26 protein-coding genes are annotated in these 26,320 nt (G+C 63.9%); 16 read left to right on the top strand and 10 right to left on the bottom strand.

The window, feature by feature from the left end:
- The first annotated feature begins 9 nt into the window (after nucleotides 1-9).
- Entirely contained in the window at nucleotides 10-984 is a 975-nt protein-coding gene (locus ACE04A_RS18215) for a Bug family tripartite tricarboxylate transporter substrate binding protein (protein WP_259247185.1), read from the top strand.
- Between the two features lie 25 nt (nucleotides 985-1,009).
- Here the strand turns inward: ACE04A_RS18215 and ACE04A_RS18210 are convergent, their stop codons facing one another.
- A complete protein-coding gene (locus ACE04A_RS18210) occupies nucleotides 1,010-1,945 on the bottom strand; it encodes a LysR family transcriptional regulator (protein WP_448718979.1) in 936 nt (311 codons plus the stop codon).
- 154 nt (nucleotides 1,946-2,099) lie between these two features.
- Here ACE04A_RS18210 and ACE04A_RS18205 point away from each other — a divergent pair, with 154 nt between their 5' ends.
- The gene (locus tag ACE04A_RS18205; protein ID WP_259247189.1) at nucleotides 2,100-2,498 is read left to right on the top strand and encodes a RidA family protein; all 399 of its coding nucleotides are present in this window, start codon (nucleotides 2,100-2,102) and stop codon (nucleotides 2,496-2,498) included.
- Nucleotides 2,499-2,561: 63 nt separating this feature from the next.
- Here ACE04A_RS18205 and ACE04A_RS18200 read toward each other — a convergent pair whose 3' ends face one another.
- Complete coding sequence (locus ACE04A_RS18200; protein ID WP_259247191.1) at nucleotides 2,562-3,131, bottom strand: hypothetical protein; 570 nt, start codon at nucleotides 3,129-3,131, stop codon at nucleotides 2,562-2,564.
- Between the two features lie 398 nt (nucleotides 3,132-3,529).
- Between ACE04A_RS18200 and ACE04A_RS18195 the strand changes: the two genes are divergently transcribed.
- Nucleotides 3,530-4,363, top strand: a complete 834-nt coding sequence (locus ACE04A_RS18195; RefSeq protein WP_448718977.1) for a DUF4189 domain-containing protein — start codon at nucleotides 3,530-3,532, stop codon at nucleotides 4,361-4,363.
- A 78-nt stretch (nucleotides 4,364-4,441) separates the two neighbouring features.
- On the opposite strand, the gene ACE04A_RS18190 is transcribed toward ACE04A_RS18195, so the two are convergent.
- The 3 genes from ACE04A_RS18190 to ACE04A_RS18180 all read right to left on the bottom strand — a co-directional run bounded on the left by ACE04A_RS18190 (nucleotide 4,442) and on the right by ACE04A_RS18180 (nucleotide 7,593).
- Complete coding sequence (locus ACE04A_RS18190) at nucleotides 4,442-5,443, bottom strand: Bug family tripartite tricarboxylate transporter substrate binding protein (RefSeq protein WP_448718976.1); 1,002 nt, start codon at nucleotides 5,441-5,443, stop codon at nucleotides 4,442-4,444.
- Between the two features lie 76 nt (nucleotides 5,444-5,519).
- A complete protein-coding gene (locus ACE04A_RS18185; RefSeq protein WP_448718975.1) occupies nucleotides 5,520-6,572 on the bottom strand; it encodes a hydroxyacid dehydrogenase in 1,053 nt (350 codons plus the stop codon).
- Nucleotides 6,573-6,693: 121 nt separating this feature from the next.
- Nucleotides 6,694-7,593, bottom strand: coding sequence for a LysR family transcriptional regulator (locus tag ACE04A_RS18180; RefSeq protein WP_259247196.1), 900 nt, complete (start codon nucleotides 7,591-7,593; stop codon nucleotides 6,694-6,696).
- A 152-nt stretch (nucleotides 7,594-7,745) separates the two neighbouring features.
- Here ACE04A_RS18180 and ACE04A_RS18175 point away from each other — a divergent pair, with 152 nt between their 5' ends.
- The 13 genes from ACE04A_RS18175 (at nucleotide 7,746) to ACE04A_RS18115 (ending at nucleotide 19,872) form a co-directional block, all read left to right on the top strand.
- Complete coding sequence (locus ACE04A_RS18175) at nucleotides 7,746-8,930, top strand: alpha-hydroxy acid oxidase (protein WP_448718974.1); 1,185 nt, start codon at nucleotides 7,746-7,748, stop codon at nucleotides 8,928-8,930.
- 89 nt (nucleotides 8,931-9,019) lie between these two features.
- Entirely contained in the window at nucleotides 9,020-9,898 is an 879-nt protein-coding gene (locus tag ACE04A_RS18170; RefSeq protein WP_279997326.1) for a hypothetical protein, read from the top strand.
- 34 nt (nucleotides 9,899-9,932) lie between these two features.
- Nucleotides 9,933-10,610 carry a hypothetical protein gene (locus ACE04A_RS18165; protein ID WP_279997327.1) on the top strand — a complete coding sequence of 226 codons (678 nt, stop codon included), beginning with the start codon at nucleotides 9,933-9,935 and terminating at the stop codon, nucleotides 10,608-10,610.
- A gap of 156 nt (nucleotides 10,611-10,766) precedes the next feature.
- A complete protein-coding gene (locus ACE04A_RS18160) occupies nucleotides 10,767-11,789 on the top strand; it encodes a Bug family tripartite tricarboxylate transporter substrate binding protein (protein ID WP_448718973.1) in 1,023 nt (340 codons plus the stop codon).
- Nucleotides 11,790-11,894: 105 nt separating this feature from the next.
- On the top strand, nucleotides 11,895-12,731 hold the full coding sequence (locus ACE04A_RS18155) for a transporter substrate-binding domain-containing protein (RefSeq protein ID WP_485820373.1): 837 nt from the start codon (nucleotides 11,895-11,897) through the stop codon (nucleotides 12,729-12,731).
- A gap of 30 nt (nucleotides 12,732-12,761) precedes the next feature.
- A complete protein-coding gene (locus tag ACE04A_RS18150; RefSeq protein WP_485820372.1) occupies nucleotides 12,762-13,637 on the top strand; it encodes a transporter substrate-binding domain-containing protein in 876 nt (291 codons plus the stop codon).
- Complete coding sequence (locus ACE04A_RS18145; protein WP_448718970.1) at nucleotides 13,634-14,884, top strand: aminotransferase class I/II-fold pyridoxal phosphate-dependent enzyme; 1,251 nt, start codon at nucleotides 13,634-13,636, stop codon at nucleotides 14,882-14,884. Before ACE04A_RS18150 ends, ACE04A_RS18145 begins: the two co-directional genes overlap by 4 nt.
- The gene (locus tag ACE04A_RS18140; protein WP_448718969.1) at nucleotides 14,881-15,618 is read left to right on the top strand and encodes an amino acid ABC transporter permease; all 738 of its coding nucleotides are present in this window, start codon (nucleotides 14,881-14,883) and stop codon (nucleotides 15,616-15,618) included. The genes ACE04A_RS18145 and ACE04A_RS18140 overlap by 4 nt, the downstream gene beginning before the upstream one ends.
- Nucleotides 15,608-16,426: an amino acid ABC transporter permease gene (locus ACE04A_RS18135; RefSeq protein WP_259247218.1), complete on the top strand. Its 819-nt coding sequence runs from the start codon at nucleotides 15,608-15,610 to the stop codon at nucleotides 16,424-16,426. The genes ACE04A_RS18140 and ACE04A_RS18135 overlap by 11 nt, the downstream gene beginning before the upstream one ends.
- Nucleotides 16,413-17,249 carry an amino acid ABC transporter ATP-binding protein gene (locus ACE04A_RS18130; protein ID WP_448718968.1) on the top strand — a complete coding sequence of 279 codons (837 nt, stop codon included), beginning with the start codon at nucleotides 16,413-16,415 and terminating at the stop codon, nucleotides 17,247-17,249. The genes ACE04A_RS18135 and ACE04A_RS18130 overlap by 14 nt, the downstream gene beginning before the upstream one ends.
- Nucleotides 17,246-18,460: a cystathionine beta-lyase gene (gene metC, locus ACE04A_RS18125; protein WP_448718967.1), complete on the top strand. Its 1,215-nt coding sequence runs from the start codon at nucleotides 17,246-17,248 to the stop codon at nucleotides 18,458-18,460. Before ACE04A_RS18130 ends, metC begins: the two co-directional genes overlap by 4 nt.
- A 122-nt stretch (nucleotides 18,461-18,582) precedes the next feature.
- Nucleotides 18,583-18,933 (top strand): VOC family protein, encoded by a 351-nt coding sequence (locus ACE04A_RS18120; protein WP_448718966.1) that lies wholly within the window; start codon nucleotides 18,583-18,585, stop codon nucleotides 18,931-18,933.
- Between the two features lie 9 nt (nucleotides 18,934-18,942).
- Complete coding sequence (locus ACE04A_RS18115; RefSeq protein WP_259247226.1) at nucleotides 18,943-19,872, top strand: CysB family HTH-type transcriptional regulator; 930 nt, start codon at nucleotides 18,943-18,945, stop codon at nucleotides 19,870-19,872.
- A 71-nt stretch (nucleotides 19,873-19,943) separates the two neighbouring features.
- On the opposite strand, the gene ACE04A_RS18110 is transcribed toward ACE04A_RS18115, so the two are convergent.
- The 5 genes from ACE04A_RS18110 to ACE04A_RS18090 form a co-directional block, all read right to left on the bottom strand.
- Entirely contained in the window at nucleotides 19,944-21,137 is a 1,194-nt protein-coding gene (locus tag ACE04A_RS18110) for a type VI immunity family protein (RefSeq protein ID WP_485820371.1), read from the bottom strand.
- A 112-nt stretch (nucleotides 21,138-21,249) separates the two neighbouring features.
- Nucleotides 21,250-22,824 carry a type VI immunity family protein gene (locus tag ACE04A_RS18105; protein ID WP_448718964.1) on the bottom strand — a complete coding sequence of 525 codons (1,575 nt, stop codon included), beginning with the start codon at nucleotides 22,822-22,824 and terminating at the stop codon, nucleotides 21,250-21,252.
- Nucleotides 22,821-23,654, bottom strand: coding sequence for a VRR-NUC domain-containing protein (locus tag ACE04A_RS18100; protein WP_448718963.1), 834 nt, complete (start codon nucleotides 23,652-23,654; stop codon nucleotides 22,821-22,823). Before ACE04A_RS18100 ends, ACE04A_RS18105 begins: the two co-directional genes overlap by 4 nt.
- A complete protein-coding gene (locus tag ACE04A_RS18095; protein WP_448719081.1) occupies nucleotides 23,654-25,465 on the bottom strand; it encodes a type VI secretion system Vgr family protein in 1,812 nt (603 codons plus the stop codon). Before ACE04A_RS18095 ends, ACE04A_RS18100 begins: the two co-directional genes overlap by 1 nt.
- Nucleotides 25,416-26,294 carry a type VI secretion system Vgr family protein gene (locus tag ACE04A_RS18090; RefSeq protein ID WP_448718962.1) on the bottom strand — a complete coding sequence of 293 codons (879 nt, stop codon included), beginning with the start codon at nucleotides 26,292-26,294 and terminating at the stop codon, nucleotides 25,416-25,418. The genes ACE04A_RS18095 and ACE04A_RS18090 overlap by 50 nt, the downstream gene beginning before the upstream one ends.
- Nucleotides 26,295-26,320: the final 26 nt, after the last annotated feature.

The following is a 26,320-nucleotide window of genomic DNA, read 5'->3' as shown; positions in this document are numbered from 1 at the left end:
GGGGAAATCATGAAAACCGTTGTTCGTCGCAGTATTGCCGGGCTGGGCCTGGGCGTTGCGCTTGTCTTGCCGGTTGCATCCCAGGCCGAGCCGCCGCTGGCCTGGCCAGGCAAACAAATCAACTGGATCGTAGGCTTCGTGCCTGGCGGTTCCGCCGACGTGCTGACGCGCGTGGCCGCGCAGGATCTGGCGCAGCGCACGGGCTTGAACGTGGTGGTCGAGAACAAGCCGGGCGCGTCGGGCGCGATCGCGCTGCAGATGGTGGCGCGCAGCAAGGCCAGCGATGGCTACCTGATTACGGTGCCGGGGCCGCTGATCTATCCGACGCCGCAACCGGCCATCGGCAAGGAACTGGCGCCGGTCATGCTGATGGCGCAGGGGCCGATGGTGATCGTGGGCCCGGCCAAGCAGGCCTTGCCGAAGTTGGCGGACGTGCTGGCGGACGCGCGCAAGCATCCGGATACCTGGAGCTACGGCAGCTCCGGCAACGGCACATCGCAACATCTGGCGGGCGAACTGCTGAACCAGGTTGCCGGCACGCGCATTGTGCACGTGCCTTACAAGGGGGGCGGGCAGGCGGTGTCGGACGTGGCGGGCGGCCAGATTCCCTTGGCCATTCTGGGGTCGTCACCCGTGTTGCCGCAGATCAAGGCTGGCACGCTCAAGGCCTATGCGGTCACCACCAAGAAGCGGCTGGATGCCTTGCCCGACGTGCCCACCGTGGCCGAATCCGGCTTTCCCGACTACGACGCCAGCCAGTGGTTTTCAGTGGCGGCTTCGCCAGGGATTGATGCCACCGTGCTTGAGCAGTTGAACGCGGCCTTGCAGAAAACCGTGCAGTCACCCGCGTTTCAAGCGGCGGTCGACAACGCGGGCATGGTCGCAGCCGGCGGCTCGCGTTCCGACTTGCAGCACTTCATTGCGGACGACACCGCCAAATGGCAAAAGCTGCTGGATAGCGGCGCCATCAAGTTGGCGAACTGAAAAAGCGGTGGCTCAGCAGGGGCGCTCAGGTTGGGCGCGTCGGCGGCTGCTCGGCAAGCGGGGCGTACTGCCCCATCAGCGCCACCACCCAATCGATGAACACCCGCAGCTTGGTGCTCACATGCCGGTTCGGGGGAAAGGCGATGGTCAGCGGCATGGGCTCCAGCCGCCAGTCCTGGAACAGCGGCTGTAGTTCGCACGTGGCCAAGTGCGGTTGGGCCATGTATTCCGGCAGCCACAACACGCCCAGCCCGGCCAGCCCCGCCGCCAGATAGGCGTTGCCATCATCCACCGCCAGCACGTAGCGCCCATGCACGTGCACGCTTTCGTCGCCACGCTGCATGGCATAGGGGAAGGCCTTGCCCAGCCGCTGCCACAGGTAGCCCACGATGCGGTGGTGCGTGTCTTCCAGCTCGCGCGGATGCGCGGGATGGCCGGCGCGCGCCAGATAGCTGGGCGCGGCGTAGACGCCCAGTTGCAGGTCGCCCACGCGGCGCGCCATCAAGGACAGGTCGGTCAATTCACCGCCGCGCACCACGCAGTCCACGTTTTCCGCGATGAGGTCCACGATGCGGTCACTTGCGCCCATGTCCAGTTGGATGTCGGGATATTGCGCGTGGAAGGCGGGCAGCGCCGGTATCAGGACCATGCGCGCCAAGGGGCTGGGCACGTCGATCCGCAAGCGGCCCCGTGGTGACGTCGATGCGGCTGACAAGCTGGTTTCGGCGTCGTCCATGTCGGCCAGCAGCTTCAACACTCGCTCGTAATAGGCCGCGCCGTCGGCGGTGACGTTCACCTGGCGCGTGGTGCGATTCAACAGCCGGACGCGCAGCCGCGCTTCGAGTTGCTGCACCAGCTGCGTCACGGTGGTCTTGCTCATGTGCAGGGTTTCTGCGGCCTTGGTGAAGCTGCCTGCTTCCACCACGCGGGCAAACGCCTGCATCGCATCGAATCGGTCCATGGGGGCTCCGGCGGGCTTGATGAGTGTTTGGATTCTACAAACAGTGATGGACAGGCTTGCGCGTTTATCGGCGGGCAGCCCGTCTTTACAGTGGAGTCATCGCTAACGACGGGCCGCGTTTCTTCCTGACGACGGCCCACTGAAGGAGTTATCCATGACGACACGAGACGTTGTTTTTCCCGCCGGCCGCCACGCGCTTTATGAGCGCCACCGCTATTCTCCCGCCATCCGGTCTGACGGATTCCTGTTCGTATCGGGCCAGGTCGGCAGCCGCGAAGACGGGTCGCCCGAACCCGATCTTCAAGCGCAAGTGCGGCTGGCCTTCGACAACCTGAACGCCATTCTTAAAGCGGCGGGCTGCACCTTTGACGATGTGGTGGACGCGACGGTTTTCATGGTCGACCCCGCATCTAAGTTCGAGCAGATCTGGCAGGTGGTGCCCGAATATTGGGGCGCCGCGCCGTATCCCTCGCTTACCGCAGTGGGTGTCACGTGGCTGAGCGGGTTCGACTTTGAAATCAAGGTGATCGCGAAGCTGCCCGAGACTGCCTGATGGCTGCACGCCGGGCGCATGTTGGCCCGGCATGCAGCCGTCCGCTGCGTAGTCGCCCCGCGCTTACTTCACCACGTAGTTGTTGGCTTCGGCTTCGCCCGACCATTTGCGCAGGGCGGCAATGAATTCGGGGCACACGTTGCCTTCCACGTTGGTGCTGGTGATGACGCTGTTTTCCATGCGCATCAGCACCATGCACTCGTACACGCGCGTACGGTTCTGATAGTGCCCGGTGCTATTGGTCTGAAATACCGGCGTGGCGGCAGAGGTTCTGGTGGCCGGAATCATGCCCACCACTTGCTGGCTGGTGCCGGTGGTGACCCATTCCGAATAAGGCGCGGCCTGGTAGTCCGACCATTCCAGTTCCATCGTGTTGCCCACCGCGCGCTTCTTGGATGGTTCTCCCAAGGCGGCGATGGCGTCGTTGATGGAGCGGCCTTCCATGTTCTTCGCCACGTTCACGCTAGGTGAAAACGACAGCCCCGACTTGAACACATTGCCCAGCGACGGCAGCGCGGAGCTGCCCCCGTCGGGCATCGGGGCGCAGCCCGTCAGGCCAATCGCGGCGGCGATCAGGGCGGCCGGCAACAGCAGCGGCTTGCGGCGGTTCGGGGCGTGTAAGGGCAACGTCATGGTGTGAGGTCGATGTTCCGTGGCAGGGGGCGTGCGGCATCCGGGGCGCGGCGTGTTTGTTTCTTTTCGTGACAGGCAGGGCTGCCAGGGGTGCACGGCTTTCGCCACGCAACGCGCGTCCCGGCTGGCGATGCGCTTAAGAAAAGTCCGACATTTTTACCGGAAAACGGGGCCAGCATTCTTATCACGGCATGTGAAATTTGTTACTCAATATGCCCGGGCGGGCATAAATGCAGGGGACGGAGCAGGGGGGCTCTTTGCTAAGATCGTCCCCGCTTGTCGTGCAGCGCGGCTGGGCCGAACCTCCCAGAAGGACCCCGGAGCGTCCTGGGAGCGTCCCCCGGCCGCGTCCCAACCCGCACGATCCATTTCCCGCTACATCCATCCAGACCCCGACGATGATGCCTGCTCGCTTTCACCCCCTGATCCGCGCCGCCTTCGCCGCGATTGCCTTGCTGGCCGGCCTGGCCGCCAGCCCCGCCTATGCCGACAAGCAATTCGGCGGCATCGCCACCGACGGCAATCACGACAAGACCTATTGGGTGATGCCCGAGGCATCGCAGAAAGACGCCGAGGCCGCGAGCCTGGCCGAGTGTCGCCGCCAGGGCGGCAAGGAATGCAAGAAGCTGGGCTGGTTCTCGGACAGTTGCATGGCCTATGCACGCAACTCGCGGCAGGACCTGTTTCCGGGCAACAGCGTGGCCCCCGAACTGGCCGCCAAGAAGGCCATGCGCCGCTGCACGGCCGGCAGCCCCGATGGCAAGTGCCGCTTGATGACCCTGCCATTCTGCGTCGGCCCGGGCTATAGCGCCGCCGATCTGCAAGCCGCCAAGCGCGCCAAGCCGGCCGAGGTGGAGGCCTTGTCCGCCAAGTTGAATGACCGCGAGTACTGGGGCGCCCTGGCGGAAAACGCTGACGGCGGCCTGCTGTATTCCGATGGCTATCCCAAGGAAGACGACGCCATCTCGTCGCTGCTGAAGTGGGAAGACTGCAAGGACTGCCGCAAGGTCCTGACCTACAAAGACACTTGCGTCGGCATGGCCTGGGTGAAGGGCAGCGAAGGCCGGGGCACGCGCTTCACCGCGTTGAACCCCGACCCCGTGGCCGCGCGCGAGGAAGCGCGCTCGGTGTGCACCACCAAGACCGGCGCACCGGCTTGCGTGGCCATGCTGCGTTGCTCGGGTCGGGCCTACATCGACGGTTACCCCGGCGAAGACGTCAAGCCGAAGTAAGCCGTCGTCAGTTGTAGCGCGCTACGAATCAGGCGCGACCAACCAGGCCCTGTACGGTTCTGGCGCTTTACTTTCGCATTACTTGTCCAGCCAGGGCGCTTCCTTCCACAGCTTCTGGAATTCGGCCTCGCCATTGGCCAATTCACGAGCATAGTCGGCGGGCGGCAGATAGCGCAGCGGGGCGAACATCTCGTTCGCCTTGGCTTGGAAGGCCGGGTCGTCGACTGTGCGCTTCACGGCATCCACCAGCTTTGCGCGTACGTCGGCGGGCAAGCCCTTGGGCGCGGCCAGGCCGCGCAGCGACGCCAATTCAAAGTCGTAACCCTGTTCCTTGAAGGTGGGCACGTCAGGCAGAGCCGCCGAGCGCGTTTTGCCCATCTGCCCCAGGAAGCGCAGCGGCGTGCCGCCTTTCTGGTATTGCAGCGCTTCGCCCACGTTGATGGCGCCGATGGTGATTTCGCCGCTGGCCAAGGCGCCGCGCACTTCGCCCGCGCCCTTGTACGGAATGTGGCTGAGCTTGGTGCCCGACGCGCGTTCAAAACGCAGCATGGCCAGATGGTCGTCGGAGCCGGTGCCGGTGGTGCCCACGGTGGCCTTGCCTGGATTCTTCTTGGCGTAGGCAGACAGGTCCGCCAGCGTCTTCAATTCGTTGTCGTTGCGCACGGTGAACGCGCCCGGGTCGTCAATCAGATTGCCCAGCAGGTCATAGCTTTGCCAGGTGAAGGCGGACTTGCGCTCGATCGGAATGGTCAACAGATTGGGCGTGTTGATGAAGCCGATGGTGTAGCCGTCGGGTTGCGCGCGGGCCAGTTCCGTGAAGCCGATGGCTCCACCCGCGCCGGGGCGGTTCAACACCACGATGCGGGCGTCGTTACCCAGGTACTTTTGCAAGAAAGGCGCCATCATGCGCGCCACCAGATCGGTGCCGCCGCCAGGGCCGTACGACACGATCAGGTTGATGGGGTGTTCCGGGTAGCCGGCCGCTTGCGCGCCACCGGCGAACAGCGTGGCGCCGGACAGCAGCGCGATGGACGCGGCCAGCGCGCGCAGGGTGCGGCGCTTGATGGGGGGGTGTTGCATGTTGTCTCCTCGGGGGATGGGTCGGCGGCTTCATGCCGCACTGTGTGTTCGGTTGCCGCGCAAGGGCGGCACCGTGTTACTGCAATTTCGCCAGTCGGGCTTGCGTGGCCGGCCAGACTTCCGGATTGACCAGTTGCGGCGGCCGTTCAGCGCGCAGCATGGCCATCAACTGTTGGGCCGACGACTGCGCCACATTGCGGCGGGCTTCGTGCGTGACGCCCGCCGTATGAAAGGTGGCCACCACATTGGGCAGGGCCAGCAACGGCGTGTCGCGCGGGGGTGGTTCCTGTTGCCAGACATCCAGGCCGGCGCCGCGCAGATGGCCGCCGCGCAAGGCGTCGTACAGCGCCGCCTCGTCATGGATGCCGCCACGCGCGGTCGACAAGAAAACCGCGTCCGGCTTCATGGCGGCGAACGCGCGCGCGTCGATCATGCCGCGCGTCGAATGGTCCAAGGGGCAATGCAAGGACACCACGTCGGCTTGCGCCAGCAGGTCGGATAAGGACACCGGTTCCGCGCCGCGAGCGCGGATGGTATCGGCGTCCAGCAGCGGGTCATGCGCAATCACGCGCATGCCGAAGCCTTGCGCAATGCGGGCCACGCGCGAACCGATCTGGCCGATGCCCACCAGCCCGATGACGGTGCCGTGGATCTCGTGGCCCATCAGGTCTTCGCGCGTGAAGCCCGTGTCGTGGCGCAGGCGTTGATGCGATTCCACCACGCGGCGCTGCACCGCCAGCAGCAGCGCGTACGTGTGTTCGGCCACCGACGCGGCGTTGCCGCCCGCCTGGTTCACGACGGCGATGCCGGCCGCCGTGCAGGCGGGCACGTCCACCGTGTCATAGCCCGCGCCGCCGGACGACACGCACATCAGGTCCGGGCACTGGGCAATCAGTTCGGCGTTCACGAACCACTGGCGCGGCAGTTCGTCTTTGGCGGCCGACACATGGTAGGCGTGGGCCGTCTTCAGGCCGGCCAGCGTGCGGGCGTCGTCGCCACGCGCGGGCAGCACCGACAAGGCAATGTCGGGTTGCGCGCCGATGATCTGGTCGAACACGGGGTTCAGCCACAGGTCCAGGCGGCACAGGCGTTTAGGGAAATTCTGCGAAGCAGTAGCAAGATCCGGCATGTCGCCCAGTCTCCGTATAGGTCTTCAATCTTTGTTTGAAGCGACTCTACTCGGGCTGAAATAGGATATAAAGCGAATAATTTTCTTATTCAAGGGCGACTTTTTGGAAACAGTGCCCGCGCTAGACCATGCTTGCCGGCGCGTCGAATTCCAGCGTGTCCTGCGCCAGCGCGCGCAGGCTGACCAGCATGGGCCGCGTGTCGTCGCGCCGCCATTGAAAGGTGTAGGGCAGGGGCCGCAAGGGCGGCAGGCCGGGCAGCGGATGCAGGTCGCCGCGCTGGATCAGGATGCGCGCCCAGGCGGTGGGCAGGAAACCCAGCCCCAGGCCTTGGCGCAACATGCCCGCAATGGCGCCCCAGCTATTGCAGCACTGCATGCGGCCCGGCGAGATGCCCTGTTCGGTCAGCCAGTCGTCCAGCATGCGGATCACGCCGGAGCTTTGGGGTTGGGTAATCAAGGTCAGGCCGGGCAGGTCGGCAGGGGTTAGCGCCGTGGGGTCGGGCACCGCGCGCCGCGATGCCACCCATTCAAACTCCGCGCTGCCGATCAAATGTGAGGCAATGGACGCCCGCGACGACGGCCCGGCGATCACCGCAAAATCCAGGTCGCCTTCCTCCAGTCCGCGCTCCACCAATTCGCCCACGCCCACATAGGGCTCGACCAGCAGGTTGGGGTGCGCGCGCTGAATCTCTTCGATCAGGCGCGGCATCCACGTGATTGACGTGAGTTCTCCCGCCCCGAAACGGCAGCGGCCGGAGAACGTCAGGTTGCTGCTGGCCTGCTGCATGAATTGATCGGCGTTGCGCAGCAAGTCCTTGGCGTGTGGCACCAGTTGTTCGCCCAGCGCCGTCAGTGTGGCGCTGCGCGCGCTGCGGCTGAACAGGTCGGCGCCGATGGACGCTTCAAGTTCGCCGATGCGCTTGGACAGCGACGACACCGAGATATTCAGCCGGTTGGCGGCAATGGCGAAGTTCTTGCAGGTGGCGGCCCAGTAAAAGGCTTCAAGTTGCTTAAGCGTCATGGCGGTGCAGGAAGAATCGAGAGCGAAGAAAAGTGTAATAAGCAATATCGATAAAGTCACTTTATTCAAAACGCCCACGCGCCTATAGTCGTCCGCCATTGCCCAAGACAACAGCGCGGCCGCCTGTGCGGACCGATCGCGAGGAGCCACCCATGTTCGACCCCCTGCGCCACATACTCAGCCTGCATGACTTCGAAGCCGCGGCGAAACGACGCCTGCCCAAGCCCATCTACGCCTATGTGTCCGGCGCGGTGGAAGACGGGCAATCCGAACGCGGCAACCGGCAGGCCTTTGCGCAGTACGGCTTTCGGCCCAAGGTGCTGGTGGACGTATCGCAACGCAGCACGCGCACCACGGTACTGGGCCGCGAGTACGCCGCGCCGGTGGGCGTGGCGCCCATGGGAATCTCGGCGCTGTCCAGCTATCGTGGCGACGTCGTGCTGGCGCGCGCCGCCGCTGAGGCGAACGTGCCCTGCATCATGAGCGGGTCGTCGTTGATCCGGCTGGAGGAGGTAATGCAGGCCGCGCCAGGCACTTGGTTTCAGGCCTACCTGCCGGGCGACGACGCGCAGATCGCGGCCTTGATAGACCGCGTGGCGGCAGCCGGCGTGACGACCTTGGTGCTGACGGTGGACACGCCCGTTGCCGCCAACCGCGAGAACAACGTGCGGGCGGGGTTTTCAACGCCGCTGCGGCCCAGCGTGGGCCTGGCCTGGCAAGGGCTGACGCATCCGCGCTGGCTGTTCGGCACGTTCCTGCGCACGCTGTGGCGCCATGGCATGCCGCACTTCGAGAACAACTACGCCACGCGCGGCGCGCCGATTCTGTCGGCTAACGTGCTGCGCGATTTTTCCGACCGCGGCCATCTGAATTGGCGGCACGTGGCCGCCATCCGCCGCCGCTGGCAAGGGCAGATGGTGATCAAGGGCATTCTGCATCCCGACGATGCGCGCACCGCGCGTGCGCAGGGCATGGACGGCATCATCGTGTCGAACCACGGCGGGCGGCAACTGGACGGCAGCCTGTCGCCCCTGCAAGCGCTGCCGGCCATCGTTGACGCGGCCGGTGCCATGGACGTGATGCTGGACAGCGGCGTGCGGCGCGGGTCTGACGTGCTCAAGGCCATGGCGCTGGGCGCGCGCTGCGTGTTCGTGGGCCGCCCGTTCAACTACGCGGCGACGGTGGCCGGGCAGCGCGGCGTGGCGCATGCCATCAGCCTGATCGTGGAAGAAGTCAGGCGCAATATGGGCCTGCTGGGCATAGTGGATGTGGCGCAAGTCAACGCGGACGCTGTGGTGCGCGTGGCGTCGGTGGGGGATGGCGCACAGCAGGGCTAGGTCAGGAAAGGTCAGACATGGCAAGGCAAGGTCTGGCATGCCCTAGAATGCCGGCACCGCTTTGTCCAAAGCACCCTCCGCGAACCGCCTTGCCGCAACTATCCAGCGCCACTCTTTTTTCCAGCCCAAGCAAGCGATCTTGCCTATGCCTTGCGCTGGCACTGCTCGTTTCGATACCCGCCATCACCCGCGCGCAGCCCGCCGCGTCTGAAAACGCCTACGCGAAGACCGTCGAGCCCATTGGTGGCGACTTCGCGCTGCAAGGCTATCCGCGTTCCCAGCTGCGAGCCATCCTATTTCGCGGCAAGCCCTATCGGCCCTTGAATGCCGTGGAGTTCATCCACGTGCGGGCGCTGGGGCCTACACAAGGCGGCCAGCCGATGCTGGTGGCAGTGTCGAACGACTTCATGGGTGTCGGCACAATACTGATCGCGGTGCAAAACGGCACGCCGCTTGCACGCGTATTGAGCCCTACCGTCGACATGCACGACCCCGACATGGGCGTGGCACAACCCGGCCGCAAGGACCTGCTGCTGTTCACGGCGGGCTCGCGGGCTCTGGTGACATCGACGGGCCAGGTGCTGTGGTTTGAACATCAGCGCCCGAAGGAAAAACTGCATTCCATTCCCCAGTTGGTATCGGTGTCGCCGGACAACCGGCACGGCGCACTCTTGCTGGACAACGAGATCCGGCTTGGCCGCTTGGACGATGGCCCCTATGCCACCGTGCCGTTCACCAAAGCCATGCAAACCAAGGCTTTCAGCGGCCTATGGGATGAAAGCTCGCAGGCCGCCAGAAAGGCGCTGGACGCCGGCAAGCGGATCGACCAGCGCCGTCTGTACCGCAACTTGAAGGCAGAATGGATCAACAAGAATTTTCAGTGGCAAGAAGGCAAGAACGGATGGCAGTTCAATGGTTATGGCCTGAAGTCGGCGGCGTTGCCGGTTGCCACGGCGCAGGAGCGGTAAGGTGAGGTCGACTTTGTTGATGCCGAATTCGTTGATGTCGAATTCATTGATGCCGTCCATCCGGCGCCTGACGACGTTTGGTTTGCTGGCGCTGCTGGCGGGATGCGCGGGCAGTGCCGAGATCTTTGAAGAACATGTCCGCACCGAAGACGCCAAACCGACGGACGTGGTCCTGACGCTGGACGTTGCGTTCGCGCGCGCACCCGACTTCGAACCCGAAACCAACACCTACAACGGGCCGCCCCGGCGCGTGGAGTATTCCGGCTATCCCAGCCTGGACGTGCCGTTCTATCAAAAAGGCCTGGGCATGGACCTGGGCGTGTTGGGCGACCCGCGTGCCTTGCTCGCGCTGCCGTACCCATCGCCCACCACCCGCACCACCTCGGCGAAACTGAAAATATTCGGTGAGCGCCGCGATGCCCGGCATTACCGCTTTGTGGTGCTGCCGCGCGCAGGTTGGAACAGCTACAACAGTTTCCAGGTGTCGTTCGCCATCAATGGCCGGCGCGAGGGCATGACGTTTGCCTACAGCGCGAAGGCCGTGTGCGAAAGCGCGTTCGACGTCACGACACCCACCTACGGCTTCGGCATGTCGGTGTCGGCGAGCTTCGCGAACGGCAAGCCCGGCTGCCTGATGGCCTGCGATGCGCGACCGGGCTACCCGGGCTATTGCGCGTTTGGCGCGGATGTTGAGTCGATGCTGGCCAAGTAGCTGAACGCGGCGTAGCGCACGCCGCCCGTGATTTTCTGCATCGACATCCGTGAGCGCTCGCGCGCGCGGCACGGCTATTTTCACATTGCGTATCGGTATTTGTTGCGCGCCTACGCCGCCCCTATCCTGATTTTTTCAATCACACAGGGGCGGTACATGAGCATTCATCGCAAATCAGCCTGGCGTGCGGGCCTGGGCCTGCTGGCCGGCGTCATCGTGGGCGCGGGCTTGTTCAGCAACTTTGCGGGGTCGGCGCCGATGCCGGGCGAAGACGCCAACCGCTATCCGAACCGGCCCGTCAAGATCGTGGTGCCGATGGCGGCAGGCGGCAGCGGCGACAAGCTGGCGCGCACCATCGCGCAGAAGCTCAGCGAAAAATGGCGCCAAAGCGTGGTGGTCGAGAACCAGCCTGGCGCCAGCAGCAGCATTGGCAATGCGGCGGTCGCGCATGCGCGTGGCGATGGCTACACCTTGCTGCTGGGCGGCGATGCGCTGTCGTTGAACGCGTTGCAGCCCGGCAAGCTGCCCTACGATCCGGTCAAGGACCTGCAAGGGGTAACCAAGGCCGTGGTGAACCCGCAATTGCTTGTCGTGCGCCCCGGCCTGGGCGTGAAGACCTTTGCCGAGTTCGCGGCGCTGGTGAAACAGAAGCCGGGCGAGGTCTCGCTGGCGCTGCCGGGTGGCACGGGCAGCTTGCAGCATCTGGCAGTCGAGCTTTTGAACGAACGCATCGGCGCCAGGACCAATCAAATTCCGTATCCAGGCGGTGGACCCGCCATGCTGGATGTGCTGGGGGGCCACGTGGACGCCATGTTGATCACCTTGGCGGCGGCCACGGAAAACGTGCGCAACGGCAAGCTGGTGGCGCTGGCGGTCACCACGCCGTACCGCTCCAAGGCGCTGCCCGACGTGCCTACCCTGCAAGAGGCGGGCTTGTCCGATTACGTGGTGGAAAGCTGGCAGGGTCTGTCTGTACCTGCCTCGACGCCGCGCGCCATCGTGGACCGCATCAACCATGACGTGGTGGCCGTGCTGCGCGAGCCCGAGACGGCGGCGTTGCTGGAGAACCTGGGCTTCACCATTGCGGCGACCTCGCCCGAAGCGGTGGACCAGACGGTGCGCGATGACATCGCGACCTATCGCCGCGTGATTGCATCGGCCGACGTGAAGCTGAAGTAGGGCGCCGCCGCCCGTCGCATATTGATATCTGAAAGTCTTCTTTGTCTTGCCGGCGTGGCGCCCGCAGCATGGACCTTCGTTCACTTCAATCGACAAGACAACAACATGGCAATCAGCAAGACAACGGGCGCGGCCCGCATGGCATTCACGCTGGCGCTGACTCTGGCGGCCGGCGCGGCCCACGCCGACGCCACGCTGGACAAGATCCGGCAGCGGGGCACGGTGACCATCGGCGTGCTGGCCAATGGCGGTGTGTTCGGATCGCTGGACCCCGCCACGCAGCAACTGGTGGGCTGGAACCCCGAGCTGGCACGTGAAGTGGCCAAGGGCCTGGGCGTGAAGGCGGAACTGGTGCAAGTGCAAACCGCGACGCGCACGCAGTTTTTGATTTCGGGCAAGGTGGACCTGTTGATCGCGTCCATGGAACTGAATCAGGAACGCGCCGACATCCTGGGCTATGCGCCCACGCCGTTCTTCCGCGTGGGTGGCGCGGCCGCGACCTTGAAGGGCAGCGGCATCAACAAGTGGGAAGACCTGCGCGGCAAGACGGTGTGCGTGTCGCAAGGCAGCAGCTACGCCAAGCCGCTGTCGTCCGACTACGGCGCCGTGGTCAAGGGTTTCAAGAGTTCGTCGGACTCGCTGTTGGCGCTGCGTGGCGGGCAATGCGTGGCGGCCGTGCACGATTCCACCTTGATCCACCCCTTGCTGCGCAACAACCCGGAATGGGCCGATTACCACGCGCCTATCGCCACCGACGTGTTGCCCGCGAACTCGGTCGTCTGGACCCGCAAGGGCGAGACCGACACCATCGCCGCCGTCGACAAGATCGTGCAGGACTGGCACCGCTCGGGCTGGCTGATTGCCACCGAAAAGCGCCTGGGCATCGAACCCGCGCAGCCGCTGTTGCAAGAACTGCACGCCAAATACAAGCAGGGCAGCTAAGCGCGCCCCAACCCGGATCGGATGGAAAAGATGAAGCTATTCAGCAAGAAGACGGGTGCGGCGTTGGCCTGGGCGGTGGTGGCGGCCTTGTCGGCCCCCGGCGTCGCGCATGCGGACGCGACCCTGGACAAGATCAAGCAGCGCGGCAGAATCATCGTCGGCGTGGACGGCGCCAGTCCGCCGTTTGGTGTGCTGGACCCGGCCACCGGCAAGGTCGGCGGCTTTCAGACGGAGCTGGGCGCGGACATCGCCAAGCGCTTGGGCGTCAGCCTTGAGACCGTGCCGGTCACCGCCGCCACGCGCGTGCAGTTCTTGCAGGCCGGCAAGGTGGATCTGTTGATTGCCAATATTCAGTGGACCCAGGAGCGCAGCCAGATCCTCAGCTACGCGCCCACTCCCTACAACCTGGTGGGCGGCGCGGCCATGGTGTCGAAAAGCAGTGGCATCAAGCGGTGGGAAGACCTGAAGGGCAAGGTGGCATGCGTGTCGCAAGGCAGCAACTTCGCCAAGCCCTTGCAGGATACCTACGGCGCGGTGGTCAAGGGCTTGCGCAATATTCCCGAGTCGTTGCTGGCGCTCAAGGGCGGCAGTTGCGATGCGTCGGTGCACATTCAGCCCGCGCTGTATGAAACGCTGCATGGACCAAACGGCGCGCAATGGAGCGACTTCGAGCTGGCCACGCCAGATCAGTTGATTCCGTCGCCCACGGTGATCTGGACGCGCCGCAACGAAGCGGACACGCGCGCGTTTGTCGACGGCGTCATCCGCGACTGGCTGACGACGGGCCTGCTGGTGCAAGAAGCCGAACGCCATGGCGTGCCGGCCGATTACTTGAAGCAGGTCACCGCCCAGGCGCGGGCCGGCAAGTTCGATAGCGCACCGCCCGAAGCCGGGAGCCGGCCATGACAGCGTTGAATCTGTTTCCCGACGTGCTGTCGCGCCGCGCCCGTGGCGCCGAGTTGTCGCCCATTGCCGCTGCCGGCGCGCGTGCGGCGCGCTTGGCGGCCGAGGGCCGTTCCATCCTGGTGCTGACCTCGGGCGAGCCAGACTTCGACACGCCGGCGGCCATCAAGGACGCGGCCGTCGCCGCGCTGGAACGGGGCCACACCAAGTACACGCCCACGGCCGGCACGGCGGCGCTGCGGCAGGCGGTGGCGCGCGGCTTCGGGTCGCGCAGCGGCCTTGCCACGGATGCGTCCAACGTCATCATTTCCAATGGCGGCAAACAGGTCATCTACCTGGCGCTCAATGCCACGCTGGATGAGGGCGACGAGGTGATCGTGCCCGCCCCGTACTGGCCCACATTTCCCGACGCGGTGCGTATCAACGGTGGCCAGCCCGTCGTCGTGCAGACGCGGGCGGAAGACGGCTTCAAACTGACGGCATCGACCTTGCGTCAGGCGATCACGCCGCGCACCAAGTGGCTGATCCTGAACTCGCCGGGCAACCCCTCGGGTGCGGTCTATTCCGTCGACGAATTGCAGGCGCTGGCGGCGGTGCTGCGTGACGCGCCGCACGTGCTGGTGCTGTGGGACGAGATGTACGAAGAGATCTGGTTCAACCAGAAGCCCACGCCGCTGCTGCGCGTGGCGCCCGAGCTTGCGGTGCGCACGCTGGTGGTCAACGGCGTGTCCAAGACCTATGCCATGACAGGGTGGCGCATCGGTTGGGGCATCGGGCCGCAGCCGTTGATTCAGGCGCTGGAGGCAGTGCAATCCCAGGTGTCATCGGGGCCAAGTTCACTGGGGCAAGCGGCGGCGCTGGCGGCGTTGGAGGGCGTGGCGGACGACTTCGTCCAAACCGCCAGGCTGGCGTATGCACGGCGCGCGCGGCGCGTGGTGGACGGATTGCGTGCCGTCCCCGGCTTGCAGGCGTATGCGCCGCAAGGGGCGTTCTTTGCGTGGATCGGCGTGGCGGGCTTGATCGGGGCGGTGCGCCCGGATGGCCGGCGCATCGCGCATGACGGCGACGTGGTGGACTGGTTGCTGGAGTCGGAAGGCGTGGCGGTGGTGCGCGGCGCCGCATATGGCCTTTCGCCGTATCTGCGACTGTCGTTTGCCGCATCCGACGCGCACATCGACCAGGCCGTCGACCGCATCGGCAGGGCGGTCGCGGCATTGGAGTTGGCGCCTGCCTGGGAGGCCGCCGCATGACTGCTACGTTATTGCAGGCCTGGGTGGATGCCTTCCGCCCCTTGGGCCTGAACTACAGCTTCGTGCAGGATCCGGCCGAGTTGTCGGCGTTTGGCCACGGCCTGCTGGTGACGCTGCAACTGTGCGCATGGACCATCCCGGTCAGCCTGCTGTTCGGCGTGCTGATCGCGGCCGCGCTGACCAGCAACCGCCCGTGGCTGGCACGGCCATTGCAAGCCTTTGTTGAAGTCACCCGCAACACGCCGACTCTGGTGCAGTTGTACTGCGCGTTCCTGGTGCTGAACATGCTGATCACGCAAAAACTGGGTGGCGGCAATCCCATCACACCGTTCGCCTGGGTGGTCATCGTGGTGGCGCTGCACAAGGGCGTGTTTCACGCGGAGGCCTTGCGCGCCGGTATCGAGGCCGTGCCGTCGGTGACGATGGAAGCGGCGCGTTCGTTGGCGTTCTCACGGGGTCAGATCCTGACGCAGGTGCAGTTGCCGCTGGCCGTGCGCTTTGCCTTGCCCGCGCTGGTCAACAACCTGGTGGACCTGGTGAAGATGACCGCCATCGCTTCGGCCATCGCGGTGGGCGACGTGACGTATGAATCCATCATGATCTGGTCGCACCGGGACAACGTATTGGAATTGCTGCTGTTGATCCTGCTGTACTTCGGCTTGCTGACCTGGCTGGTCAGCGTGGCGGGACGCTGGCTGGAAGACCGTTTGAGGATGCCCGGCTATGGCCAATGATCTTGCCTTGAATGGAACTGCGGCCCGGCCCTCCGGCGGCGTGCTGCCTGCCTTGCTGCGCGATCCGTGGTTTGTGCTGCTGCTGGCGCTGGTGGCCTTGGGCGTGGCGTGGGCCGCCACGGGCACGACGCCGGCCGCCGTCCTGGCCTTGTGGCACTGGGCTCCGGCCTTGCTGCGCGGGCTGGGCATGAATATCCAGATCAGCGTGCTGGCGATGGCGTTGGGCACGGTGGTAGGGCTGGTGGTGGGCGCGGTGGCGCTGTCGCCCTCGGCCTTGCTGCGCCGCGTGGCGCGTGCCTATGTGCTGTTGTTTCGCAATGCGCCGATTTTGGTGCTGGTGTACTTCACGACCTACGTGTTCCCGTTTGAAGTCAACGTGGCGGGCTGGTACGTGCCGTTTCCGGATTGGATCAAGGTGGTGATCGGTCTGGGGTTGCCCGCCAGCGCCAATGTGGCCGAGATCTTCCGTGGCGCGATCCAGTCGATACCCAGCGCCCAGTGGGAAGCGGCGCAATCGCTGGCCTTCAGGCGCACGCAGATATTTCGCATGATCGTGTTGCCGCAATGCGTTCGGCGGATGTTGCCGTCCTGGATGAACCTGACGGCCAGCATCACGATGAGCACCTCCTTGGCCTCGCTGGTTGGCGTGCACGATCTTGTCGACACCGCCACCGTGGCCAGCAACACCGTCGCCAGCAGCGACTTCACCATCCTTGTCTATTTCACGCTATTGGCGCTTTTCTTCGCCTATTGCTATCCCATCGCGCGTTGGACGCGGTATCTGGAACGACGCTATGACAACACATGAAATCAATCCCCTGGTCAGCCTGCGCGATGTGCATCTGGCGTTTGGCAAGACCGAGGTGCTCAAGGGCATCGACGTGGAAGTCCGGCAGGGGCAGGCGGTGTCGATCATCGGCCCATCCGGGTCGGGCAAGTCGACCATTTTGCGATGCATTACCGGGCTGCTGCGTCCGCAGCGCGGCGTCATCGAGGTGGGCGGTGTGCGCGTGGACGGCTTGAAGACCGAGTCCGACTTCATCGCGCTAAGAAAGCGCGTGGGCTTCGTGTTTCAGCAATACAACCTGTTCCCGCACTTGACCGTGCTGGAGAACCTGGTGATCTCGCCGGTGAAGGTGGGCGGGCAGCCGCGCGCGCAGGCCGAGGCGCGTGCGCGCGAGCTGTTGGCCAAGGTCAGGATGGAGCACAAGGAACGCGCCTATCCCGGCGAACTGTCGGGCGGCCAGCAGCAGCGCGTGGCGATTGCGCGCGCCTTGGCCTTGCAGCCGGAACTGATCCTGTTCGACGAAGTGACGTCCGCGCTGGACCCCGAGATGGTGGGGGAAGTGCTGACGGTGATCCGCGACCTGGTCCAGGACGGCCTGACGTGCATGTTGGTCACGCATGAAATGCGCTTTGCCGAGGAAGTGAGCGATACGGTGTACTTCACCGAGGCCGGCCGCATCGTCGAGGCCGGCCCGCCGTCGCGCATCTTCGACGCGCCACACAGCCCGCGCACCCGCGCGTTTCTGCAACGGTCCTCCGGCGCATCACTCGCACGCCGATCGGCGCGCGCAGCCGCGCCGGAGCCCGTTGCGGCGCCGTTCGCCAGCCAGGAGGTGTACGCATGAGCCTCGACCACACCCATGTGCAGACCCGCTTGGTACACGCCGGGTCGCCCGAATTGAAAAACGGCGCCGGGCCGGTGAACGTGCCGGTCGTGCGCACCAGTACCGTGCGCTTTGCCGACACCGCCACACAGGCCGCCCTGAACACCTTGCGCGCCTCGGGCGACCGTGTCGCCACGTATGGCCGGCATGGCCTGGACACGCACCAGGCGCTGGAGGCCGCCGTCACGTCGCTGGAAGGCGGCTATCGGACCGTGTTGGCGCCGTCGGGCCTGGCGGCGATCACGCTGGTGCTGCTGGCCACGCTAGGGCCGGGCGATCACGCGCTTGTGGCCGACAGCGTGTATTCCCCGGTACGCAAGGTCGACAAGTCCTTGCTGCGGCGCTATGGCATCGAGGTGGAATACTTCTCGCCGGCGCGGGACGCGCTGGAGCGCCTGATCCGGCCGAACACGCGCCTGCTGTACCTGGAATCGCCCAGTTCCTTGCTGTTCGAAGTGCTGGATCTTCCCGCGCTTGCGGCAACGGCGCGCCGCCACGGTGTATTGGTAGCCGCCGACAACACCTGGAGCGGCGGCCTGTACTACCAGCCCTTGGCGCTGGGCGCGAACATCTCGATCCAGGCCGCAACCAAGTACTTGGCGGGCCATTCGGATGTGATGATGGGCGTGGTAACGGTGGACAGCGCGGCGCTTGCGCAAAAGATCGGCCAGACCTATGACGCGCTAGGCTTGTCGGTGGGCGCGGACGACGCCTATCTGACGTTGCGCGGCCTGCGCACGCTGGACGTGCGCCTGGCGCGCCATCAAGAAAACGCGCTTGCCGTGGCGCGTTATCTGGCGCGGCACGCGGATGTGGCGCGCGTCTTCCATCCCGCGCTGGAGCTAGACCCCGGCCATGCGCTATGGCGGCGCGATTTCAGTGGCGCAAGCGGCTTGGTGTCTTTCGCGTTCGACAATCCGGACCCGACGGCGGCATCGCGTTTCATTGACGCGCTGCGCTACTTTTCAATCGGCGCATCCTGGGGCGGCTACGAAAGCCTGGCGCTTGAGGCAGCGCCTGAACGCCTGGCGGAACATAGCATCTGGCGGCAAGGTCCTGGCCAGCAATCAGTGGTGCGTTTGCATATCGGCCTGGAGCATCCGCAAGACCTGATCGACGACCTTGAAAACGCCTTCGCCGCCACGCGCGATGCCTTGCGTCGCAGCGCCTGAAGCATATGCAAATAAGCCGCGCGCTTTAGGGTTTCTGGCTATGTAGAAGCAATTACAACCTCTTTGTTTGCAGTGAGTCATCGGCACTAGAATTTGCCCTGTTCCACGGCGGGTGGCAGGACATGACTTTATTGCTTTCGATCGACTCGGTGCAGCTTTCCTTTCTGTCGCGCCAGGCCGACGCGGTGCGTGACTTCTATCAACGCGTCATCGGCCTGGACGAAGTGCCCGGCGCCGATGACAAGCGCCTGCTGTTTGCCTTGGGGGAAGCGACCTTGTCGCTATCGCCCGTGGATGAAGTCAACCGGGGTGTCAAACCTGATTACTTGGCCATCAAGACACCCGCCTACGACGAGATTCTGACGCGCCTGCGTCAAGCCGGGCACTATCCGGTCTGTTCTTTGCCCGATGCGTCGCCGCGCGTCATGTACGTCAAGGATCCGTCCGGCAACCAACTGGCCTTTCTGGGCTGAAGGCGCTCGATGAATTTCCAACAACTGCGTTCCGTGCGCGAAGCCGTGCGACAGGATTTCAACCTGACGGACGTCTCAGAAAGCCTGCATACGTCGCAACCCGGTGTCAGCCGCCAGATCCGCGAACTGGAGGAAGAGGTGGGCGTGGACATCTTCGTACGCTCGGGCAAGCGCCTGATCGGCCTGACGCCGCCGGGTGAACTGATTCTGCCGCTGGTGGAACAGATACTGCAATGCGCCGACAACATCCGGCATGCGGGCGCCGAGTACGCCGACAGCCGCCAGGGGGTGCTGTCTATCGCGGCCACGCATTCCCAGGCGCGCTACGCCTTGCCGCCCGTCATCAAGGAGTTCCGCCAGCGCTATCCGGACGTGGTGCTGCATCTGCACCAAGGCTCGCCCAAGCAGGTGTCCGAAATGCTGCTGGAGGGCGAGGCCGACATCGGCGTGGCGACCGAAGCCGTGGCGGACTATCCGGGCCTGGTGAACCTGCCTTGCTACCGATGGAGTCACAGCATCATCGTGCCGCGCGGGCATCCGCTGGAGGGCATGCACGAAGGCGTTAGCCTGTCGAAATTGTCGCGGTATCCCATCATCACCTACGGCAGGGGCTACACGGGCCGCGCGCATATCGATGAGGCGTTCGCCCGGGCCGGCATCACGCCGGACATCGTCATGACCGCCATGGACGCCGACGTCATCAAGACCTACGTCGAGCTTGAACTAGGCGTGGGTATCGTCGCCGCCGTGGCCTGGGACCCCGAGCGCGACACGCGCCTGAGCGCCATTGATGCGCGCCACCTGTTCGAGATCAACCTGACCCGCCTGGCCATCCGCCGTGGTGCGTGGTTGCGCGGCTACGCGTTTCATTTCATAGAGATGTTCGTACCGACATTGACGCGCGACGTGGTGGAGACGGAACTGAAGGGCGTGGGCTGATCTACGGCTGGCCTAACGCAAGTACGTGACCAACACCCACGTCACGTCCTGCCCATTCACCTGGGGCATCGTCACTTGGTAGGCGAAGGTCTGCGGACCTGTGGGAAGTTCTTGGCAAGTCCACGAGCCTGGGTACGGGCAGGGTTCTCCCGAGCGCACACGCGCGCCGACGCTTGGGTGACGACATGCGTGGGCTTGGGTTCTGTGGGTGTGCCGCCGGGCGTGCGGCCTCGAATCTCTGGCGTAGGCCAATCACTGTCGTCATCGAACCGGGCCAGCCAGCGCTGCGTATCGCGGCGGTCGAAGCGTTCATTTGGGTCGCCATCCCATTCGCCAGAACCGACCAGGTCCAATTGCGGATGGCGAATGCGGCGAAGCATGCGGTTGAGCAGGGTGGGAAGCTCGGGAACACCGTCTTCGACGGGATAGAGTTCGGGTTGCGGGCCAAGTTCGATCCATTGCCCGCAGCTAAGGGTGTCGATGCGGATGCGCGGGTCGGCCAGGTGGGCAACGACGTCGTCGCGGGTGATAGCGAGCTTCTCGCGCCAGGTGTCGGACAGGAAAAAGCCCCAGGTGGGAGGGCGGATGCCGGAGCCCAATTGGGCGGGAATGTCCATGCCGAATGGATAGTCGGTGTCCATTCCGTAGAAGTATGGTGTTAGCGCTCGGTCCCAAGCCGCAACCTCGGACCTCATGCCGAATTCCAGTGGGTTGGCCATGGCAAAGCCGCTATACACCTGCGCAGGCATCAGGTAAGCGATAGAGTCGAGGACAAATTGCCGCCATGCTTCCTTGTTGTCGAGCCACCAACTCCAGCGAAAGTAGAACTGTATGGACGAGTAATACTGGGCTTGTTCGCCGATGGTGGGTTCTCGCCACAAATAGGCCGCATTCGTTGGTGAGATCTGGTGGTTTTCCTGGTCGGTAAATTTAACGGTAAAGGCTTTTTCGACTGGGATGTTTCGTGCCCATTCGTGAAGATCGCCCAAACGAACCGAGCCGTAGCGATGGGGTCTTTCGGAACGTGGATGTGTGGCTATCGTGTAAGGACGGCCCAGGAGTTTTTCGAATGCGTCGTGTACGTCGATCATATCCAGCGTGGTACGCAGGTAATGGACGGGGTCATAGTTGAAGTAGAAGGTGAGAAATGGGCTAATCGACAGCTCGAAAGACCCGTTATCAATGGCGGTATTCGGCCAATTTTTCAGGTCGTTGATCATGCCCGTCAGATCGCGATCGTTGATCAATGGATGGGTATTGCTCATTTTCTTCCCCTTGGTGAATGACCCGCTTTTCCACTCGCCTTCGATGATGTCTTTCAGAAGGGCTTGGACTTCTTTCTTGGATTGGCCGGGCGGGAGCGGCCATTTCTTCCTCCTAACGCAGGAAAGTGACCAACACCCAGGTCACGTCCTGATCATTCACCCGGGGCATGGGCACTTGGTAGGCGAATGTTTGGGGGCCTGTGGGAATCTCTTCGCACGTCCAGCTTCCTGGGTATGGGCAGGGTTGTCCCGAGCGCACGCGGGCACCGGCGCTAGCGCTTGGGGCGGCCTCGTGCATCCAGTGCCAGGTGATCGCTTCACCCTTGTACGCCGGCAGGACCTCATGCATCGCGACCACGCACAACACTTCGCCCTTGTCGTCGCCTCGCCACTGCCCAGCGCGCGGTGCAAGCTGGCCCGTTTCGGCGCGGCGGGCCGGTTCCGGTTCGGGGGCGCTTTGATCAATGTCGCGCTGCCAGATGACGCGGCCACGCGACGGGTCTTGGTGTATCGGTGGGGCGAGCTCGCCTGCGTTGAAGTAACGGCGTGAGCCGGTTTTGGCCAAGGTGTACCACCAGCCATCCGACGGGATTTCCTCGCCTACGACGACGTGCGTGGCAGTCGGTTCACTTGGCGCTGCCCCTGGTGTGCGGCCACGGATCTCGGGTGTTGGCCAATCACTGTCGTCGTCAAACCGCGCCAGCCAGCGCTGCGTATCGCGGCGATCGAAGCGTTCATTTGGGTCGCCGTCCCATTCGCCAGAACCGACCAGATCCAATTGTGGATGGCGAATGCGGCGCAGCAGGCGGTTGAGCAGGGCGGGAAGCTCGGGAACACCGTCTTCGACGGGATAGAGTTCGGCTTGCGGGCCAAGTTCGATCCATTGCCCGCAGCTAAGGGTGTCGATGCGGATGCGCGGGTCGGCAAGGTGGGCGGCGACGTCGTCGCGGGTGATAGCCAGCTTTTCACGCCAGGAGTCGGATAGGAAGAAGCCCCAGGTGGGAGGACGGATGCCGGAGGGCAGCTCGGGCGTGAACGCCATGCTGAAAGTGTCATCGGTGTCCAAGCCATAGAAGTGCGGCGCGAGAGCTCGGTGCCAAACCGCAATCTCTGACTGCATGCCGAATGCCAATGGCGTGCCCCAGGCAAAGCCGCTATACACCTGCGCCGGCTCCAGACGGCCGATGGTGTCCAGAACGAATTTTCGCCACGCATCCTTGTTGTCCAGCCACCATTGCCAACGGTAATAGAACTGAATAGAAGAGAAATTGCATTCCGCGGTGTAGTGCCGCTTTCTCCAAAGGTAGGCGGCATGCGTAGGAGTGCTTTGCGAGTTCTTTTCATCAGTAAAGCCGACCGTGAACGATTTGTCGGGACGGACTTTGCGCGCCCATTCGCGTATATCTCCCAGCCTCTTGGAGCCATAGGGATGAGGACGTTCAGAGGTGGGGTGCGTTGCAACGGTGTAGGGGCGGCCAAGAAGCGTTTCGAAGGCTTCGTGGATCTCGATCATATCCAGTGTTGTCCGAAGCAAATGCTCGGGATCGTAGGTGAAGTAGAAGGTCAGATACGGCGTGACAGCAAGTTCGAACGCGCCGAGATCGACGGCGGTATTGGGCCACCGCTTCAGGTCGGTCACCATGCTGGAAACGTCGTCATCGTCCAACAGCCTCTCGCTTGTGCTCATTTCGTTTTCCTTGGTGAGCCTCCTTGGCCCGGTTTCACAGTGGAAGGTTTGAATCCCGTGCAATCTTCCGGGACGCGAAGTAGCGCTACTTTTTTGTTGTCTTCACCCATTAATATGACGTAGTCCTCGAGCTGATCCCGTTTCACCCAATCATTCGGAAACTTGATTTCCACCGCCGCGAACACGTTCCCAACGTCAAACGGCTGCTGCCGATACTCCACAATGACCAGATCAGGTGCCAGGCTCCCTTTAGGCCGAGGCCAAAAAGGGAAGAACTCACTGATGCGCTTCGGTCTTGTGGAGGGATCTCCCAGCATCGGCTTGTTGGAGGTGCCGTCGTAGTTCGGCTCTGCCTTCAACGGGCTCTGCCACGCCAACAAGTCGTCCACCACTTCAAACACCAGGGACGCGGTGGTCTGCTTCAACGCGATATCGATCGTCGTTTCGATGACTTCACCGGGAATCTTCTTGCGGATGCGCCTGGGGACTTTTAGTGGCGACTTCAGCGCCCATTGGCACACCGTACTGATGACGGGGCGAAATGGAATCTTGCGTTCGATGTACTGCTGGTACGTCACGTTTTCCTTGCGCCCACGCGATACGGTGCTGTTGCCGCCGGTGCGTACGAAGGTCGAGCTTTTGATGTCGATCTCTTTCTTCATGCCTTCGATGATGTCTTTCAGAAGGGCTTGGACTTCCTTTTTCCGCTGGCTTATTTGGGCCAGGGTTTCGGCTGTTTCGATGGCGGTTTGGGCGGCTTCATGGGCGGCGTAGGCGCGATAGGCCCGATAGCCCCAGACCAGCGCGGCGGCTGCGGCGGGAGCGGCCATTACGCGTCTCCTTCAAAGTGGGAATCAAGAAAGGCCTCGTCCATCGGCCCGTGTTCCGAGTAATGGGGATTGATCTCGTCCACCCGCGCCGCAAGCTCGCTTGGGTTGTCCGGTATCTTCTGATCCTCGCGCATGATGGTTTTGTAAGTCTGCACATCGCGCCTGCGCGGCGTGTCGAGATATTCCGTTTCACCGTTGTTGGTGGTCGTGCCTTCCAGCAGCAGCGTCGCGCCTGCCATGATCCGGTATCGATAGCGCTCAAACAGGCGGTCGTCGGTCTTCTTCATGCGGAACCGGCCTGCATGGTCGCCGGCAGCGACGTCAGGCGATCTGAAGATGGGCAGTGCCGCGGTGCGGCCGGTGGGGCCCGAGAAGTCATGGGATGTGGCCTTGACCGAGAACGTGCCCGGCATGCCCAGTTCAATATTCCCGTCGGCGATCTTGATGTACGCCCCGCCGCAGAGCAACGTGATGTGCTTGTCTGCGGCCACCAATACATGCTGTTTGCTGGAGGTGATTTCGGCGCTTTGGTCGGCCTGGATGCGGATGGCGTTGTGTTGCGCTTGCAGCAGCAGTTCGCCTTGGTGGGCGATGTGGCGCATGGCGCCGCTTTGTGAGAACAAACCCAGGTCGCCGCCTGCGTTGATGACTACCTTTTCGCCCGCGCTGATCTGCTGGTGTTGCTGGGCGATGGTGTCGATATTGGCGCCTGCCGTCATCACGATGCTGGCGGGGGTGGCGGCGGCGATGCCGGCTGGCGCGCTTAGACCGATCGCGCCGGCATCGCCTTGGCCGGTGCCGGCAGACTGGTTGTTGGCATCGTGGCCCAAGTCGCGTACCGCTTCGGTCAATGACTGCTGGGGCTGCGCGTCGTGGGTTATGCCTTCGTGGGTGCCTGCATAGTCGCCAAGGTTACGAGCCAGTTCCAATGCGGATTCCAGGGCGGCAACGATATCGGATCGGTCCAATTGCCCGCCCTTGGCGTTCAACTGCGCCTCGGTGCTCAACAACAATCCCTTGGCCGCTCGCAATGCGCCGTGTTCATCGGTGCGGAGTTCAAACCCTTCGCCGCGTGGCTCTCCGCCGCCTGGACGGGGATGCGTCAAGTACCCCAGGTGCAACTGCGTATCGCCGTGCTCGCTCATCAAGGCCGCGCTGATCTGCGCAGACGTGTCGTCCAGGCGCAGTTCATTGGCGCGGTTGCCCTTGTGCTCCTTGCTTTTGATGGTGTTCAGGATGTTGTGGCGCGGCAGTTCATACGGCGGCAGGTTGGTAGCGCGGAACGTTCTCCCGATGACTATTGGTTGGTCTGGATCGCCATTCGCGAATTGCACGATGACTTCTTGGCCGATGCGCGGTATCGCCATATGCCCCCATAGCGCACCGGCCCAGTTCTGCGACACGCGGATCCAGCAGGAGCTGTGTTCATCGTTGCGACCCAGCCGGTCCCAGGGAAACTGCACCTTGACGCGGCCCCAGGCGTCGCAATAGATCTCTTCATTGGGCGGGCCAACCACGGTGGCCATCTGTGGGCCGTCAAGGCGAGGTTTGGGTTGGGGCTCGGGCTTCCAGTCGACTTTGTCGGGCACGAGTTCGGCGGTGTAGTGGTAGCGCGTGCCTTGTTCGGAACCCGCCGCGTCTTCTTCTTGACTCGTGTGGTGTACGCCATGGTGGCGCATGCGCACGGGGCGCCAGCCTTGGTTCCAATCTTCGCGCGGGTGGCCGGCGAGGTCGAAGGCCACGCCCGGGATCAAACGCGCGTCATCGCCTTCGACAAACGCCACGCGCGCATCGCGGCGGCGGCCGAGCAGGCGGGCTTGAGTGAAAAGGCTTGCCGGCTTCGTCGCGCTTGTAGCGGCCGGGGTAGTCGTAGCGTTCGTAGTGCGCGCCTTGGTGCGCAAGATCGGTGGCGACCGGGGAATGTTCCTGGCTATAACGCGGATGGGTGTAGGTGTAGTCCCGCTGAGTCTGCACGGCGGTGCGGATGCGCTCGGCGTAGGCAAAGCGATGCAGCGCGGGTTCTGCTTGATCTCCACCCGGCATGGGGTTGTAGACCACGGGCCCGCCTTCGATCTCGCCGTGGATGTAGATGCGGTCGCCGTGGATCAGGCGGTGTCCGTGTTCCGAATGCGCGTAGCGGTAGAAGTAGCCTTCTTCGGCCGCTAGCCTGTCCAGAAACGCCAAGTTGGTGTCGCCGGCTTGCACGCAGTATTCGCGCGGCAGGTGCTCAAAAGTAGTGACCTGCTCGTAGTCGGTGATGCCTTGGCGCTTGATGACGTCGGCCAGGATCTCGGGTACTGACAGGTGCTGGTAGATACGCCAGTCGGAGCACAGCGCGGCACGGGCCAAGGACGGTTCCACGACCACCCGATAGCGCGTGCGACGAAAGCCGGTGTCGGCTTGGACGAACTCGGTGACGATGCCGTGTACATGGCGCACTGCCTGGTCGCCGCGCCAGATGGTAAAGAGCGCGGGCTGATCCAGCAGCGTACCGAAATCAATGGCGGGGTCGACGCTGGACAGTTCGATGCACAGCCGATAGGTCTCGGACAGGGCTTCGTCCAGCGTGAATTCAATGACATCAAATTCCACGCCACTGGCGGGGATGAAGGTGAAGCGCAAGTCGGACAGACGAGGCACGGCAGTACTCCTTCTGGCGGTGCGCA

Source organism: Achromobacter colocynthidis, from assembly GCF_057334535.1.
The sequence above is the reverse complement of the archived record's forward strand: the minus strand, read 5'-3'. Positions and strand labels throughout refer to the sequence as shown.

Coding starts and splice junctions, on each gene's coding strand:
- ACE04A_RS18185 (WP_448718975.1), bottom strand. CDS start 6,572: ATGCCGGATCTTGCTACTGCTTCGCAGAATTTCCCTAAACGCCTGTGC.
- metC (WP_448718967.1), top strand. CDS start 17,246: ATGAGCCTCGACCACACCCATGTGCAGACCCGCTTGGTACACGCCGGG.
- ACE04A_RS18150 (WP_485820372.1), top strand. CDS start 12,762: ATGAAGCTATTCAGCAAGAAGACGGGTGCGGCGTTGGCCTGGGCGGTG.
- ACE04A_RS18110 (WP_485820371.1), bottom strand. CDS start 21,137: ATGAGCAATACCCATCCATTGATCAACGATCGCGATCTGACGGGCATG.
- ACE04A_RS18120 (WP_448718966.1), top strand. CDS start 18,583: ATGACTTTATTGCTTTCGATCGACTCGGTGCAGCTTTCCTTTCTGTCG.
- ACE04A_RS18160 (WP_448718973.1), top strand. CDS start 10,767: ATGAGCATTCATCGCAAATCAGCCTGGCGTGCGGGCCTGGGCCTGCTG.
- ACE04A_RS18215 (WP_259247185.1), top strand. CDS start 10: ATGAAAACCGTTGTTCGTCGCAGTATTGCCGGGCTGGGCCTGGGCGTT.
- ACE04A_RS18135 (WP_259247218.1), top strand. CDS start 15,608: ATGGCCAATGATCTTGCCTTGAATGGAACTGCGGCCCGGCCCTCCGGC.
- ACE04A_RS18115 (WP_259247226.1), top strand. CDS start 18,943: ATGAATTTCCAACAACTGCGTTCCGTGCGCGAAGCCGTGCGACAGGAT.
- ACE04A_RS18190 (WP_448718976.1), bottom strand. CDS start 5,443: ATGCAACACCCCCCCATCAAGCGCCGCACCCTGCGCGCGCTGGCCGCG.
- ACE04A_RS18180 (WP_259247196.1), bottom strand. CDS start 7,593: ATGACGCTTAAGCAACTTGAAGCCTTTTACTGGGCCGCCACCTGCAAG.
- ACE04A_RS18100 (WP_448718963.1), bottom strand. CDS start 23,654: ATGGCCGCTCCCGCCGCAGCCGCCGCGCTGGTCTGGGGCTATCGGGCC.
- ACE04A_RS18155 (WP_485820373.1), top strand. CDS start 11,895: ATGGCAATCAGCAAGACAACGGGCGCGGCCCGCATGGCATTCACGCTG.
- ACE04A_RS18200 (WP_259247191.1), bottom strand. CDS start 3,131: ATGACGTTGCCCTTACACGCCCCGAACCGCCGCAAGCCGCTGCTGTTG.
- ACE04A_RS18145 (WP_448718970.1), top strand. CDS start 13,634: ATGACAGCGTTGAATCTGTTTCCCGACGTGCTGTCGCGCCGCGCCCGT.
- ACE04A_RS18165 (WP_279997327.1), top strand. CDS start 9,933: ATGTCGAATTCATTGATGCCGTCCATCCGGCGCCTGACGACGTTTGGT.
- ACE04A_RS18210 (WP_448718979.1), bottom strand. CDS start 1,945: ATGGACCGATTCGATGCGATGCAGGCGTTTGCCCGCGTGGTGGAAGCA.
- ACE04A_RS18130 (WP_448718968.1), top strand. CDS start 16,413: ATGACAACACATGAAATCAATCCCCTGGTCAGCCTGCGCGATGTGCAT.
- ACE04A_RS18175 (WP_448718974.1), top strand. CDS start 7,746: ATGTTCGACCCCCTGCGCCACATACTCAGCCTGCATGACTTCGAAGCC.
- ACE04A_RS18195 (WP_448718977.1), top strand. CDS start 3,530: ATGATGCCTGCTCGCTTTCACCCCCTGATCCGCGCCGCCTTCGCCGCG.
- ACE04A_RS18205 (WP_259247189.1), top strand. CDS start 2,100: ATGACGACACGAGACGTTGTTTTTCCCGCCGGCCGCCACGCGCTTTAT.
- ACE04A_RS18140 (WP_448718969.1), top strand. CDS start 14,881: ATGACTGCTACGTTATTGCAGGCCTGGGTGGATGCCTTCCGCCCCTTG.
- ACE04A_RS18105 (WP_448718964.1), bottom strand. CDS start 22,824: ATGAGCACAAGCGAGAGGCTGTTGGACGATGACGACGTTTCCAGCATG.